Here is a 13605-nt window from a genome sequence, read left to right as displayed (position 1 = left end):
CGGCCTAAACAGTTGAATTGTCAGCAGGAACAGGCAATCGGTACGCGGACGTCCGATTCTGGAAGTAGCAAATCACTTACAAGAAAATGAGAAATTCGCCATTAAGCGGTAATAGCGCCGCCTGACAGTGAGCGAAGGCTTTTAAGTACCAAAGGCGATAAAGGCGACCACCGGGCCGCCCCTCGTCACCGGCTCAGCGCCAGTCTTCACGCAGGCGGGTCAGGCCTTCCTGGGCCACCGAGGCCACCAGTTGGCCGGCGCGGTTGAAGATGCTGCCACGGGAGAAGCCACGGCCATTGCCGGACCAGGGACTGTCCATGGAGTAGAGCAGCCAGTCGTCCGCGCGCAGGTCGCGGTGGAACCACAGGGCGTGGTCGAGACTGGCCACCTGCATGAACTTCTGCCACACCGACACGCCGTGGGGGAGCATCGAGGTCGTCAGCAGACCGAAGTCCGAGGCGTAGGCCAGCACGTACTTGTGCAGGGCGCGCACGTCCGGCAGGCCGCCGTCGGCGCGGAACCAGATGTGCTTGATCGGCTCGCCCGGGCGCGGGTCGAAGGGGTTTTCCGCAGTGACCGGGCGGATCTCGATGGGCTTGGCGCAGAGGAACTTGTCGCGCACCCGCTCGGAGAGCAGGTGCGCGTTCTGCCGGGCAAGCTCCAGTTCGCTGGGCAGGTTCTCCGGCCCCGGCACCTGGGGCATGGCGATCTGGTGCTCGAAGCCTTCCTCGTCCTGCTGGAAGGACGCGCTGCAGGTGAAGATCTGCTGGCCCTTCTGGATCGCGGTGACCCGGCGGGTGCTGAAGCTGCCGCCATCGCGCACCCGCTCCACCGAGTAGACCACCGGCAGGGTGGCGTCACCGGGACGCAGGAAGTAGCCGTGCAGGGAGTGCACATGACGCTCGGGCTCCACCGTCTGGCTGGCGGCGGAGAGCGACTGGCCGAGTACCTGGCCGCCGAACAGCTGGCGGAACCCCAGGTCCTGGCTGACGCCCCGGAACAGATTCTCTTCGATGGATTCGAGGCTCAGCAGCGCGACCAATTCGTCGAGCACCTGGGTCATGGAGTTCTCCTCTGCAAGGCCGCCGCCCCGGTCATGGCCGGGGCGGTCGTCGTAATTCTGGATAGGCCGGCAGCGTCGTCAGGCGCTCGTCCCACAGCGCGCGGCCGATGGTGAAATGGTAAAGGCTTTGCCAACGGCTGTCGGCCATTTCAAGCAATTCATGTACCGAATCGTCGAAGTAGCAACCTATCCCGGTGCCGGAAAGACCGGCGGCCTCGGCTTCCAGATAGAGCACCTGGCCGATCTGCCCGCACTCCCAGTACAGCCGTGGGTAGTGCCAGGCGCCCTGTTCCAGGGCGGCGTCGAAGCGCGCAAGCATGGCCAGGGCGACGCAGCCATCGGCGGCGATGTCCTGGCCGCAGGAAAGAAAGCCCGCCAGGCCACGGGCGTCGCCTTGCAACAGGCGGTACAGCGGCAGCTCGTCGCTGGCCCGCTGCCAGAGGAAGTCCTGGCGCAGGCCCTCGGCCAGTTCGGTCTCGGCCACGGCGCCACGGGCCAGCCAGTAGAGACCAGGCTCCAGGCCCTGAACGCGGTGAACGAACAGCAACAGATCCACCTGGGGTGTACCGAGGCTGGCGAAGGGCACCGGCGAATGCTCCGGCATCAGGCGCCTTAGCCAGGCCAGCAGCAGTTCGGCCTGGATACCGCTGCGGCCGTCCATGGACTGGGCGCTGCGCCGCCGGTGCAGCAGCGGGCGCAGGGGCAGGCCGGGGTTATCCACACGCGCAGCGGCCTCGATCAGCGGCCACTCGGCCAGCGGCTGGCGCGGCGCGCGGCACAGGCCATGGACGCGCTCCAGCTCGGGCCAGTGGCGCTGCTGGCGGGACAGGCGATTGGGGCTGCCGTGCAATTCCAGTGCGGCGAGGCCGTCGAGCAGGGTCGGGTCGAGGCTGAATTCCCGCGCCTGGGCCGGGCCGACCCACAACAGCGCATCGGCGTATTCGCCCTCGACGAAACCGGGGCGGTCCAGCCCCAGCACGCCGTCGAGCCGCTCTTGCGCGACCCCGCCCAGCACCCGCACCTGCCAGCCCAGGGCGCTGGCGGCCACGGCCAACGCCGCCAGGGCATGCCCCAGGTCGTGCTGGCAGTAGCGGTAGGCACGCTCGCCGTACTTCCAGGCTTCACGCCAGGGCACGCTGGCCAGGCCCAGCAGGAAACCGCCCGGCGGCAGCGCCGCGGCCAATTGCGCGGCCAGGGGCCCCGGCAGTTCCGCACGGATCTCCAGGGCATGCGCGTCCGGTGCGTAGTGGGCCAGCAGCCCGCTTTCCTCCAACCCTGGCGGCAGCAGCAGGTAGGCCTCGGTGGGATGCAGGTTGCCCGAGGACGGGTTGACCCGCAGCGCCCATTTGCTGGCACCGGCCTCCTTCCAGGCGGAAATGGCCAGGCTGTCGTAGAGCAGTTGCGACAGGCTTTCGCGATTCAGTGGCGCCGGTTGGCCCAGGGGGCCGGCGAACACCAGGTCGTAGGGCGGCGTCTCTTCCAGCGGGCGCTGCCACAGCTCCAGCAGGCGCGCCCCGGCGTAACGGCGGAAGGGCGCCGGCTGGGTGGCCCAGTCCAGTTGGCCGGGGCCGGGGGCGAAGCGCTCGGGGTGGTGCTTGCTGAGTGCGTGGTAGGCGCGCACGGCGTCGCTCATTGCAACGCCTCCCACTCGGCGCGTCCCAGGCGGTAAAGCAGGTGCGGGCGCAGGGCGTGGCCCTGGGGCAGGCCGGGATGTTCGAAGTCGCCATCCGGGTCGCGCTGCATGCCGATGCGCGCCATCACCGCCTGGGAACGCAGGTTGGCGGGCACGGTAAAGGCCACCACTTCCGTCAGCTGCAGCGGCTCGAAGGCGAAGGCCAGCGACGCCCGCGCCGCTTCGCTGGCCAGGCCCTGGCGCCAGTAGCCGAGCATGAAGCGCCAGCCGATCTCCACCGCCGGGGTGAAGGACGCGTCGAAGCCGACGTGCTGCAGGCCGATCACGCCGACGAAGTCGCCCGTGTCACGGTGCTCCACCACCCATTGGCCGAAGCCGTGCTGCAGGAAGTGGCCACGGATGCGCCCCGCCAGGGCGTCGCTTTCCGCCCGGCTCAGGCAGGCCGGGAAGTGACGCATCACCTCCGGGTCGGCATTGAGCGCGGCGAAGGCCGGCAGGTCCTCGTCGCGCCAGGCGCGCAGGTGCAGGCGCGGGGTAATGAGTTCGATCGGGGACATGGGCGGGTCTCTTGAGTGCGGCGCGAAGGCCCCATCATACTGCCGCGAGTACCGCTCCGAGTGCCGTTCGATGTTCCTGCCGCTGGTCTACCACGACGACTACAGCCCGCCCTTTCCGGCGGAGCACCGCTTCCCCATGGAGAAGTTCCGCCTGCTCTACGGGCACCTCCTGGACAGCGGCCTGACCCGCGACGAACAGCTGCACCGGCCGGAGATCTGCCCGGCCGAGGTACTGGCCCTGGCCCACTGCCCGGCCTATATCCGGCGTTTTCTCGATGGCGACCTGGGCCGCGAGGAGCAACGCCGCCTCGGCCTGCCCTGGAGCGAAGCGCTGGCCCGCCGCACCGTGCGCGCCGTGGGCGGCTCGCTGCTCACCGCCGAGCTGGCCATGCGTCACGGCCTGGCCTGCCACCTGGCCGGCGGCACCCACCATGCCCACTTCGACCACGCGGCGGGCTTCTGCATCTTCAACGACCTGGCGGTGATCAGCCGCTACCTGCTGGAAGCGGGCACGGTGCAACGGGTGCTGATCTTCGATTGCGACGTGCACCAGGGCGACGGCACCGCGCGGCTGCTGGCCGACACCCCGGAGGCGATCACCGTGTCCCTGCACTGCGAGAAGAACTTCCCCGCGCGCAAGGCCGAGAGCGACTGGGACATCCCCCTGCCCATGGGCATGGGCGATGCCGACTACCTGCAGGTGGTGGACGACGCCCTGAACTACCTGCTGCCCCTCTACCAGCCCGACCTGGTGCTCTACGACGCCGGGGTGGACGTGCACAAGGACGACGCCCTGGGTTACCTGCAGCTCACCGACGCGGGCCTGGCCGAGCGCGATGAGCGGGTGATCCGCCACTGCCTGGGACGCGACATCCCGGTGATGGGGGTGATCGGCGGCGGCTACGACAAGGACCGCGCCGCCCTGGCGCGGCGCCACGGCATCCTGCACCACAGCGCGGGCAGGGTCTGGCGGGAGATGGGGTTGGAGTAATGTGGTTCACGCATTGAATCGATGGGTGTCGCAGGCTCGCGGAACGCCGGCCGACCCATCCTACGAAACGCTCTCCATCCGGTAGAATGCGCCCTCCCCCATTCCCTTCCGATCGATCCCCATGAATGACTCCTCCCCCTTCGTCGCCGTTATCGGCGGCGGTCCCGCTGGCCTGATGGCCGCCGAAGTCCTGGCCCAGGGCGGTGCGCGGGTGGAGTTGTTCGATGCCATGCCCTCGGTGGGCCGCAAGTTCCTGCTGGCCGGCGTGGGCGGGATGAACATCACCCATTCGGAACCCAAGGCGCCCTTCCTTGGCCGCTACGGCGTGCGCCGAGACGAAGTCGGCGCGCTGCTGGAAGGCTTCGGCGCCGACGAGTTGCGGGCCTGGATCGGGGGCCTCGGCATCGACACCTTCGTCGGCAGCTCGGGCCGGGTCTTCCCCACCGACATGAAGGCCGCTCCCCTGCTGCGCGCCTGGCTCAAGCGCCTGCGCGAGCAAGGCGTGGTCATCCACACCCGCAGCCGCTGGCTCGGCTGGAACACCGACGGCGCCCTGCGCATCGCCACGGCGGCGGGCGAAAGCGCGCTGCGCGCCGATGCCTGCGTGCTCGCCCTGGGTGGCGGCAGCTGGGCACGGCTGGGCTCCGATGGCGCCTGGGTGCCGCTGCTGGAGGCGCGCGGGGTGTCCATCGCGCCGCTGCAGCCCTCCAACTGCGGTTTCGACGTGCAGGGCTGGAGCCCCCTGCTCAAGGACAAGTTCGCCGGTGCGCCGATCAAGCCGGTGACCATCCGCCTGGGCGACGAAGCACCCCGCCAGGGCGAGTTCGTGCTCACCGCCAGCGGTGTCGAAGGCAGCCTGATCTATGCCCTTTCCGCCGCCATCCGCGAGCGGATCAACGCCAGCGGCAGTGCCACGGTCCACCTGGATCTGCTGCCCAGCCACAGCCTGGAGAAAGTCGTCGGTGCGCTGGCCCGCCCGCGCGGTTCGCGCAGCATGGCCAAGCACCTGCACAGCCAGCTGGGCCTCGACGGGGCGCGCGCCGGCCTGCTGCGGGAGCTCTCGGTCAAGGACGACTTCCTCGACCCGGCCCGGCTGGCCGCGGTGATCAAGGCCCTGCCATTGACCCTGGTGCGGGCGCGGCCGCTGGACGAAGCCATCAGTTCGGCCGGTGGCGTCCCCTTCGAGGCCCTAGACGACGGCCTGATGCTCAAGCACCTGCCCGGCGTGTTCTGCGCCGGCGAAATGCTCGACTGGGAGGCCCCCACCGGCGGCTACCTGCTCACCGCCTGCTTCGCCACCGGTCGAGTGGCTGCGCACGGTGCGCTGCACTGGCTATCGGAGCGCCGCGCGCTGAAGTAGCATCCAGCGCCAGGCCCCGGCAGAGGGCCAGCGACGACCGTGCTCCCCTCTCCACAAACCGCCAGGGAATTCCGCCATGAGCGCACTGGATAGCATCGAGATCAAAGCCTTCGTCCCGGCGAAGGACTATGAACAAAGCAAGGCCTTCTACCAGGACCTCGGATTCGAGATGTGCAGCACCTCGGAAATGGTCAGCTACTTCCGCCACGGCCACAGCGCCTTCCTGCTGCAGAGCTTCTACACCAAGGAGTTCGCGGAAAACCTGATGATGCACCTGCAGGTGAAGGACGTTGAGGCCTGGTGGCAGCACGTGCAGGCGTCCGGGGTAATCGAGCGCTACGGCGTACGCGCCGAGCCGCCCCAGGACCAGCCCTGGCGGATGCGCGATTTCATCCTCAGCGACCCCAGTGGCGTCCTTTGGCGCATCGGACAGAACATCTGATCGGAAGCTGGCCGCTAGGTGTCGGCTGGCAAGCGGCCAGCGTCTATGCTTTTCCAGAGCCCAGCTTCTTTTTCCGCGCGGTGCCCCCAAGGTGATTCCCCTCCTCGTCTGCGACGACTCGATGATGGCGCGCAAGCAGCTTATCCGCGCGCTACCGCTGGACTGGCCGGTGCATATCACCCAGGCCACCAACGGCGAAGAAGCCCTCGATGCGATCCGCCAGGGCCATGGCCAGGTGGTCCTGCTGGACCTGACCATGCCGGTGATGGATGGCTACCAGGTGCTCGGCCAGCTCCGCGCCGAAGGCCTCAAGGCCAAGGTGGTGGTGGTGTCCGGCGATATCCAGGAAGAGGCCCAGCGCCGCGTCCATGAACTGGGCGCGCTGGCCTTCATCCGCAAGCCGGCCGACCCGGACGAGCTGCGCGATACCCTGATCCGCCTCGGCCTGCTGCGCCCGGCGCCCTCCACCAGCCCAGTGACCGGCGTCCCCTGCCGCGTCGACCCCGACCTGCGGGTGAACTTCCGCGATGCCCTGCGCGAAGTCAGCAACGTCGCCATGGGCCGCGCCGCCGCCCTGCTGGCGCGGGTGCTCGGGGTCTTCGTGCAGCTGCCGGTGCCCAACGTCAACCTCTTCGAAGTCAGCGAACTGCACATGGCCCTGGCCGACGCCCAGCGCGGCGAGCGGCTGTCGGCGGTGTGCCAGGGCTTCATCGGCGAATCCATCGCCGGCGAGGCGCTGCTGCTGTTCCACGACGCCGAAAGCGACGAGGTGGCGCGCCTGCTGGGTTGGCAGAACCACGGCGATGCCGACGAGGCCGAGATGCAGCTGGACCTGGCGAGCATCCTGATCGGCGCCTGCCTGGCCGGCATCGCCGAGCAGATCGATGTGCGTTTCTCCCAGGGCCACCCACAACTGCTCGGCCAGCACAGTTCCATCGAACGGCTGTTCCAGCTCAGCAACAAGCGCTGGCGCAAGACCCTGGCGGTGGAGATCAGCTACGCCATCGAAGACCACAACCTGCACTTCGACCTGCTCCTGCTGTTCACCGAAACCTCCATCGCGCGCCTGACCCAGAAGATCCACTACCTGATGGACTGACCCATGCCGGCACAGATCGATTTCAAGGAACTCCACTGGCTGCTCGATATCGTCCAGTGCCTGGACGTCGGCGTGGTGGTGCTCGACCGCCAGTACCGCATCGAGGTGTGGAACAGTTTCATGGAGAACCACTCCGGCTTCGGCCCGGACCGGGTCCACGGCAAGAACCTCTTCGAGCTGTTCCCGGAGATCGACCGCAACTGGTTCAGGCGCAAGATGGACACCGTGCTGCAACTGGGCACCCGCGCCTTCAGCCTGTGGGAGCAACGCCCCTACCTGATCCGCTTCGAGAACTACCGGCCGATCACCGGCGAAGAAGACTTCATGTACCAGAACCTCACCCTGCTGCCCCTGGCGGCCGCCGGCGGCCAGGTGGAGCGGGTGTGCCTGGTGATCACCGACATGACCGAAGTGGCGCGGTTGAAGCGGCGGTTGGCGGAGAACGGAACCTCGTAGACGCGGGAACCTTGTGGGGGCGGGAACCTTGTAGGGGCGAATTCATTCGCCAAGCAGGCCGAAGGTCTGCCCCTCGGAGTCCGTAGGGGGCAAATGCGTTGCCCTTGGCGATTGAAATCGCCCCTACAGGAAAGCGGCCACCTCCCCCTATTTCAGGTACCACCCCCAGGGCTCGGTACTGCGGTACTCGGTCACCTGCTTCACCTCCAGGTAGTTCTCCAGCCCCCAGCGGCCCAGCTCGCGGCCGATGCCGCTCTGCTTCATGCCGCCCCAGGGCGCCTGGGTGAAGGTGGGTTGCGAGCAGTTGACCCAGACGATGCCGGCGCGCAGCCCGTTGGCCACCCGCGCGGCGCGGTCGAGGTCGGCGCTCATCACGGCGGCGGCCAGACCGAAGCGGCTGTCGTTGGCCATGCGCAGGGCATCGGCTTCGGTCTTGAAGCGCTTGACGCAGAGCACCGGGCCGAAGATCTCCTCGCGCCAGATACGGCTGTTGTCCGCCGGATCGGCGAACACCGTCGGCTCGACGAAGTAGCCGTGGGACAAGTGCGCCGGACGCTTGCCGCCGGTGAGCAGCGTGGCCTCCTGGCGGCCTTGCTCGATCATCCCCAGCACCTTCTGGTGCTGCCCGGCGCTCACCAGCGGGCCCAGCAGCACGCCGCGCTCAAGGCCCGGGCCGATGCTGATGCGCCGCGTCTCGTCCACCAGGCGTTCGAGCAGGCGTTGGGCGATGCCCTCCTGCACCAGCAGCCGCGAGGTGGCGCTGCACACCTGGCCCTGGTTCCAGAAGATGCCGAACATGATCCACTCCACCGCAGCTTCCACATCGGCGTCGTCGAAGACGATGAAGGCCGACTTGCCGCCCAGCTCCAGGCTGATGTTCTTGATGTCGGCAGCGGCCGCCGACATGATCTTCGCCCCCGTCGGCACGCTGCCGGTGAAGGCCAGCTTGTCCACGCCGGGGTGCTGGCTCAGCGGCCCGCCAGCCTCGCTGCCCAGGCCCGTGACCACATTCAGCACGCCCGATGGCAGGCCGATGCGCTCGGCGGCGCTGGCCAGTTCCAGGGCGGTCAGCGGCGTCAGCTCCGAGGGCTTGAGCACGCAGGTGGCGCCCGCCGCCAGGGCCGGCGCCACCTTCCAGGAGGCCATCAGCAGCGGGTAGTTCCAGGGAATGATCTGCCCGGCCACGCCCACCGGCTCATGGCGGATGCGACAGCTGAAGCGATCGTCCGGCAACGCCAGGGGTTCGTCCTGGCGGGCATCCAGTTCCCGCGCCAGCTCGGCGTAGTAGCGGAAGCAGCCGATGGCGTCGGCTATATCCCACTGCGCCTCGGGCAGCGGCTTGCCGTTGTCCCGTACCTCCAGCACGGCCAGGGCGTCCTGGCGGCCCTCCAGTTCGTCGGCCAGGGCGTCCAGCCAGCCGCCGCGTTCCGCCCCGCTGCTCTGCCCCCAGCCCCGGTTGAACGCCTGGCGGGCGGCGTGCACGGCGTGGTCGATGTCTTCCTCGGTGGCCGCCGGCACCCGCTGGATCAGGTCGCCGCTGGCCGGGTCCAGCACGTCGAAGTAACCGCCCAGGTCGGGTCGGACCCATTGCCCGTTGATGTACAGCTGGTCACGCATGGCTCTGCTCCATGGGCGCTCAGGCGCCGCTGCGGCGGTTCTGCAAGTAGCGGGAGGTGAACAGCAGCGCCAGGGAGACGCAGATGATCACCGTGGAAATGGCGTTGATCTCCGGGGTGATGCCCCGGCGGATGGAGGAGAAGATGTAGATCGGCAGGGTGGTTTCCGAGCCGGCGACGAAGAAGGCGATGATGAAATCGTCGAAGCTGAAGGTGAACGCCAGCAGGAAGCCGGCGAGGATGGCCGGGGCGATCTGCGGCAGGGTCACCCGGCGGAAGGTTTCCAGAGGTGGCGCATAGAGGTCGGCGGAGGCTTCCAGCAGCGCCTTGTCCATGGCCTCGACGCGGGTGCGGACGATCACCATCACCAGCGCCATGGTGAACAGCGAATGCGCCGCGATCACCGTGGCGAGCCCCATGCGCAGGCGCGGCAGGCCGGCGCCCAGCAACAGGTCGAGCAGCGGGTTGACCACCTCGAACAGGCTGATGAAGGCGATCAGCGTGGCGATGCCGATGACGATGCCGGGGATGATGATCGCGCAGTAGGTCATGGCGTCGAAGATCATGCGCACCTTCTTGCCCGCGCGTTGCAGGCCGAACACCGCCAGGGTGCCGAAGAAGGTGGCGATCAGCGCCGAGCAGAAGGCGATCAGCGCGCTGGTGCCCAGGGCCTCCATGATGAAGGGGTTGCCGAAGGCGCGACCGAACCACTGCACCGAGCAGCATTTGAAGGACAGCCCGCTGCGCCCGGCGTTGAAGGAGAACAGCACGATCAGCGCGATGGGCGCATAGAGGAACAGGTAGAGCGAGGTGGAATAGCTGCGCAGCCACATCAGAGCATCCCCTCCGTGCCGCGCTTGCCGTAGCGCGACACCAGCTTCAGGTAGAGGGCGATGATCACCAGCATCATCGCCACCAGGGTCATGGCCACCGCGCTGCCGAACGGCCAGTTGCGCGATTGCAGGAAGAGGTCCACCAGGGCGTTGCCGACGAAGAACACCTTGCCGCCGCCGAGGATGGCCGGGATCAGGAACTCGCCCATGAGCAGGATGAACACCAGCATGGCGCCGGTGATGACACCGGGGGCCGAGAGCGGCAGGGTGATCCGGCGGAAGGTCTCGAAGGCGCCGGCGCCCAGGTCCGACGATGCCTCCAGCAGGCGCTTGTCGAGCTTTTCCAGGCTCACGTAGATGGGGAACACCATCAGCGGCAGGTAGCCGTAGACGATGCCGATCAGCACCGCGGTGGGAGTGTTGATGAGGCGCACGTCCTCCAGGCCGACCATCGCCAGCAGCGCCGGGATGCCCTTGCCGCCGAGGATGAAGATCCAGGCGTAGGTGCGGATCAGGAAGCTGGTCCAGAACGGCACGATCACCAGGGTCAGCAGCAGGGACCGGTTGCGCTGCACCTTCACCGCCAGGAAGTAGGCCAGCGGGTACGCCGCCACCAGGCACACCAGGGTGCCCAGGGGCGCCAGCAGCAGGGTGTTGTAGAAGGCCTTGGCCCGCGAGCCGAGGTTCAGGTAGTTGTCCAGGGTCAGGGCTGCGCTGTAGCCGCCCACCGGGCTGCGCTCGCCCAGGCTGAAGACCAGGATGATCACCAGCGGCATCAGCAGCAGCAGCAGGAACCACAGGGTCGAGGGCAACAGCAGGAGCAGCGTGACGCGCCGGCCGAGGCTGCGACTTTCGACCGGCGCGGCCTGGCCCGCATCGGCCAGCGCGGGGGCGCTGAGAGCGACGTTCATGGAGGAATCCCTACGATTCATGGAAGCGACATTTCGGTAGGAGCGAGCTCTGCTCGCGAAGCCGTTCGCGAGTAGAACTCGCTCCTACCAAGCGGCAATCAGGCCGCCTTGAAGCGGGCCATCAGTTCCGCCCGCGCCGGGCTGGTCAGGGTTGCTGCGGCGCCGAACTCCAGGGCGCTGAGCAGATCGGCGGCCGGGTACATGATCGGGTCCTCGAGCATGGACTTGGGCAGCAGCGCATCCACCCGCTTGTCACCCGTGGGGTAGCCGTGGGCTTCCACTTCACGCTTGTTCACCTGCGGGTCGAGCAGGTAGTTGATGAAGGCGTAGGCCGCATCGGGCCGCTCGGCGCCCTTGGGAATGGCGAAGAAATCGCTCCACAGCTCGCCACCCTCGCGGCCCAGCACGTAGGTCATCTGCGGCATGTCGCGGTGCAGCTGCGAGGCGTCGCCGGTCCAGCACATGGACATCCAGGCGTCGCCGTTGCGCATGGACGGCTGGTAGTCGGAGTTGATCGCGAAGAGGTGCGGCTTGACCTCCAGCAGCAGCTTCTCGGCCTCGGCCAGCTCCTTCGGATCGAGGGAGTTGAAGCTGTAGCCGAAGGACTTCAGGGCGTTGCCGATCACGGTCAGCTGGTAATCGTGGACCATCGCGCGGCCAGAGGCGTCGCCCTTGGCCAGCTCCCAGAACTCCTTCCAGGTGGTGGGCCGCGCCTTGATCTTCTCGCCGTCGTAGACGAAGCCGGTGGTGCCCCAGTTCTTCGGCACGGCGTAGACCTTGCCGTTGATGACGCCCTGCTCCATGAAGCGCTTCTCGTAGGAGGCCGGGTCGAAGTTGGGCAGGCGCGCGAGGTCCAGCGGCTCGATCAGGCCGAGGTCGGCGTAGGTGCTGATGGTGTAGTTGGTGGGCACGAAGACGTCCCAGCCGCTGCCGCCCGCCTGCAGCTTGGCGAGCATCTCCTCGTTGGAGCCGAAGACGTTCATCTGCACCTGGGCGCCGGTCTGCTCGGCGAAGGCGGCGAAGTTCTCGGCGTTGTGATAGTTCGGCCAGGTGGCCAGGACCACGCGGTCGCCGAGTGAGCCCTTCTCGGCGGCGAAGGCGCGGTTGCCGGTGAGCAGGCCCGGCATATTGGCGGCCATGACCGCCATGGCCACACCCAGGCCGGTCTTGCCGAGGAACTCGCGACGGCTGATGGAACCGTTCTGCCAACTGCGCAGTTGCTTGATGAAGTCTTTCCGATCCATTGCTGCTACCTGCCTGTGAGTGGTTGTTCTTGTCCGTTCCGTACTGCGTGTCGTGCGCTAGAGGGCCATTGCCAGGCCGCTGGCCTGGTCCCAGCCGATGCGCACCGGCGAGCCGTGCTCGAAGGCCGAACGCTGGTGCTGGCCATGGCGCGGCACGCGCACGCAGACAATGCCGAAGGGCTCGGTGCGTACGCGGTATTCGGTGAGGTTGCCGAGGTAGATGCGGTCCACCACCTGGCCGGGCAGGCTGATCTCGCGGGGCAACGCGTCTTCGCCGGCGCCGATGGCGATCAGCTCCGGACGCACCGCGATGCAGCCCGGCTCGGTGGCTTGGAGGGTCGGGCCGGTGGGTGTCTGCGGGCTGGCCAGTTGCAGGCCGTGGGCGGTTTCCAGCAGCACGCGGCCGTCCTCGACGCGCCGCACGGTGCCATCGAACAGGTTGGACTCGCCGATGAAGTCGGCGACGTAACGGGTGGCCGGGGTTTCGTAGAGCTGCTCGGGGCTGGCGTTCTGGAGGATCCTGCCGTCCTGCATCACGCTGATGCTGTCGCTCATGGACAGCGCCTCTTCCTGGTCATGGGTGACCAGCACGAAGGTGATGCCCACCTCCCGCTGCAAGCGCAGCAACTCGGACTGCATCTCCTTGCGCAGCTTGCGGTCCAGGGCGGCCAGGGGCTCGTCCAGCAGCAGTACCGTGGGTTTGTTCACCAGGGCGCGGGCCAGGGCCACCCGCTGCTGCTGGCCGCCGGAAAGTTCATGGGGCTTGCGCTGGCCGAAGCCGGACAGGCGCACCATCTCCAGCGCCTCGTCGGCCAGGCGGCGCTGCTCGGCGCGGCTCGGACGCGGCTGGTGGTAGCGCAGGCCGTAGGCGATGTTCTCCGCCACCGTCAGGTGCGGGAACAATGCATAACTCTGGAACACCATGTTCACCGGCCGCTGGTGCGCCGGCACCCCGGCCACGGAGCGCCCGGCCAGCAGCACCTCGCCTTCGCTGGGCTGCTCGAAGCCGGCGATCATCCGCAGGGTGGTGGTCTTGCCGCAGCCGGAACTGCCGAGGAAGGAATGGAAGGCGCCGCGCCGCACTTTGAAGTTCAGGCCGTTGACCGCCGCGACCGCGCCGTAGCGCTTGACCACATGACGGAACTCGATATCGAAGAACTCGCTTGCATCGCTCACAGCCGGCCCCTTTTCGCAGGTGTTCTTGGCATCTGCTCACAGGCTAGCGATGGTGCTTTCAGGCTGTATATATCCCTCGGGGGATAGGCCGATGCTCCACAGAAACTGTGGGGCTTGTTGTGGATAAATCGTGGATGACCGGCTGTGGGCCATGGCGTGCGTGGGCTGCGCGCCGCCGATCATTTTTTGAACAGCCGTGGCGATGCACGCTGCCCACATTTTCT

General features: G+C 67.7%; 13 protein-coding genes. 5 read left to right on the top strand and 8 right to left on the bottom strand.

The window, feature by feature from the left end; genetic code table 11:
- Window positions 1-193 precede the first annotated feature (193 nt).
- The 3 genes from tesB to PCA10_RS04245 are packed head-to-tail and all read right to left on the bottom strand — an operon-like array spanning window position 194 to window position 3253.
- Window positions 194-1063, bottom strand: a complete 870-nt coding sequence (tesB, locus tag PCA10_RS04255; RefSeq protein ID WP_016490796.1) for an acyl-CoA thioesterase II — start codon at window positions 1061-1063, stop codon at window positions 194-196.
- 31 nt (window positions 1064-1094) lie between these two features.
- Window positions 1095-2696 (bottom strand): nitroreductase family protein, encoded by a 1602-nt coding sequence (locus PCA10_RS04250; RefSeq protein ID WP_016490795.1) that lies wholly within the window; start codon window positions 2694-2696, stop codon window positions 1095-1097.
- Window positions 2693-3253, bottom strand: a complete 561-nt coding sequence (locus PCA10_RS04245; protein WP_016490794.1) for a GNAT family N-acetyltransferase — start codon at window positions 3251-3253, stop codon at window positions 2693-2695. The genes PCA10_RS04250 and PCA10_RS04245 overlap by 4 nt, the downstream gene beginning before the upstream one ends.
- A gap of 70 nt (window positions 3254-3323) precedes the next feature.
- Between PCA10_RS04245 and PCA10_RS04240 the strand changes: the two genes are divergently transcribed.
- The 5 genes from PCA10_RS04240 (at window position 3324) to PCA10_RS04220 (ending at window position 7601) form a co-directional block, all read left to right on the top strand.
- A complete protein-coding gene (locus tag PCA10_RS04240) occupies window positions 3324-4244 on the top strand; it encodes a histone deacetylase family protein (RefSeq protein WP_016490793.1) in 921 nt (306 codons plus the stop codon).
- A 121-nt stretch (window positions 4245-4365) separates the two neighbouring features.
- Window positions 4366-5604 carry a TIGR03862 family flavoprotein gene (locus PCA10_RS04235; RefSeq protein WP_016490792.1) on the top strand — a complete coding sequence of 413 codons (1239 nt, stop codon included), beginning with the start codon at window positions 4366-4368 and terminating at the stop codon, window positions 5602-5604.
- A gap of 76 nt (window positions 5605-5680) precedes the next feature.
- Window positions 5681-6046, top strand: coding sequence for a VOC family protein (locus tag PCA10_RS04230; RefSeq protein WP_016490791.1), 366 nt, complete (start codon window positions 5681-5683; stop codon window positions 6044-6046).
- Between the two features lie 124 nt (window positions 6047-6170).
- Window positions 6171-7145 (top strand): response regulator, encoded by a 975-nt coding sequence (locus PCA10_RS04225; RefSeq protein WP_016490790.1) that lies wholly within the window; start codon window positions 6171-6173, stop codon window positions 7143-7145.
- 3 nt (window positions 7146-7148) lie between these two features.
- Window positions 7149-7601, top strand: a complete 453-nt coding sequence (locus PCA10_RS04220; protein ID WP_016490789.1) for a PAS domain-containing protein — start codon at window positions 7149-7151, stop codon at window positions 7599-7601.
- Window positions 7602-7748: 147 nt separating this feature from the next.
- Here the strand turns inward: PCA10_RS04220 and PCA10_RS04215 are convergent, their stop codons facing one another.
- The 5 genes from PCA10_RS04215 to PCA10_RS04195 form a co-directional block, all read right to left on the bottom strand.
- Window positions 7749-9218, bottom strand: a complete 1470-nt coding sequence (locus tag PCA10_RS04215) for an aldehyde dehydrogenase family protein (protein ID WP_016490788.1) — start codon at window positions 9216-9218, stop codon at window positions 7749-7751.
- Between the two features lie 19 nt (window positions 9219-9237).
- Window positions 9238-10050: an ABC transporter permease gene (locus PCA10_RS04210; protein ID WP_016490787.1), complete on the bottom strand. Its 813-nt coding sequence runs from the start codon at window positions 10048-10050 to the stop codon at window positions 9238-9240.
- Window positions 10050-10961 (bottom strand): ABC transporter permease, encoded by a 912-nt coding sequence (locus PCA10_RS04205; protein WP_016490786.1) that lies wholly within the window; start codon window positions 10959-10961, stop codon window positions 10050-10052. The genes PCA10_RS04210 and PCA10_RS04205 overlap by 1 nt, the downstream gene beginning before the upstream one ends.
- Window positions 10962-11059: 98 nt before the next feature.
- Window positions 11060-12205 (bottom strand): ABC transporter substrate-binding protein, encoded by a 1146-nt coding sequence (locus PCA10_RS04200; RefSeq protein ID WP_016490785.1) that lies wholly within the window; start codon window positions 12203-12205, stop codon window positions 11060-11062.
- 57 nt (window positions 12206-12262) lie between these two features.
- The gene (locus PCA10_RS04195) at window positions 12263-13381 is read right to left on the bottom strand and encodes an ABC transporter ATP-binding protein (protein ID WP_016490784.1); all 1119 of its coding nucleotides are present in this window, start codon (window positions 13379-13381) and stop codon (window positions 12263-12265) included.
- Window positions 13382-13605 lie beyond the last annotated feature (224 nt).

The sequence above is a fragment of the Pseudomonas resinovorans NBRC 106553 genome, assembly GCF_000412695.1.
GTDB lineage: Bacteria > Pseudomonadota > Gammaproteobacteria > Pseudomonadales > Pseudomonadaceae > Metapseudomonas > Metapseudomonas resinovorans_A.
The sequence above is the reverse complement of the archived record's forward strand: the minus strand, read 5'-3'. Positions and strand labels throughout refer to the sequence as shown.

Excerpts from the sequence above, each read along its gene's own strand:
- tesB (WP_016490796.1), bottom strand. The coding sequence starts at position 1,063 with ATGACCCAGGTGCTCGACGAATTGGTCGCGCTGCTGAGCCTCGAATCC.
- PCA10_RS04250 (WP_016490795.1), bottom strand. The coding sequence starts at position 2,696 with ATGAGCGACGCCGTGCGCGCCTACCACGCACTCAGCAAGCACCACCCC.
- PCA10_RS04245 (WP_016490794.1), bottom strand. The coding sequence starts at position 3,253 with ATGTCCCCGATCGAACTCATTACCCCGCGCCTGCACCTGCGCGCCTGG.
- PCA10_RS04240 (WP_016490793.1), top strand. The coding sequence starts at position 3,324 with ATGTTCCTGCCGCTGGTCTACCACGACGACTACAGCCCGCCCTTTCCG.
- PCA10_RS04235 (WP_016490792.1), top strand. The coding sequence starts at position 4,366 with ATGAATGACTCCTCCCCCTTCGTCGCCGTTATCGGCGGCGGTCCCGCT.
- PCA10_RS04230 (WP_016490791.1), top strand. The coding sequence starts at position 5,681 with ATGAGCGCACTGGATAGCATCGAGATCAAAGCCTTCGTCCCGGCGAAG.
- PCA10_RS04225 (WP_016490790.1), top strand. The coding sequence starts at position 6,171 with ATGGCGCGCAAGCAGCTTATCCGCGCGCTACCGCTGGACTGGCCGGTG.
- PCA10_RS04220 (WP_016490789.1), top strand. The coding sequence starts at position 7,149 with ATGCCGGCACAGATCGATTTCAAGGAACTCCACTGGCTGCTCGATATC.
- PCA10_RS04215 (WP_016490788.1), bottom strand. The coding sequence starts at position 9,218 with ATGCGTGACCAGCTGTACATCAACGGGCAATGGGTCCGACCCGACCTG.
- PCA10_RS04210 (WP_016490787.1), bottom strand. The coding sequence starts at position 10,050 with ATGTGGCTGCGCAGCTATTCCACCTCGCTCTACCTGTTCCTCTATGCG.
- PCA10_RS04205 (WP_016490786.1), bottom strand. The coding sequence starts at position 10,961 with ATGAACGTCGCTCTCAGCGCCCCCGCGCTGGCCGATGCGGGCCAGGCC.
- PCA10_RS04200 (WP_016490785.1), bottom strand. The coding sequence starts at position 12,205 with ATGGATCGGAAAGACTTCATCAAGCAACTGCGCAGTTGGCAGAACGGT.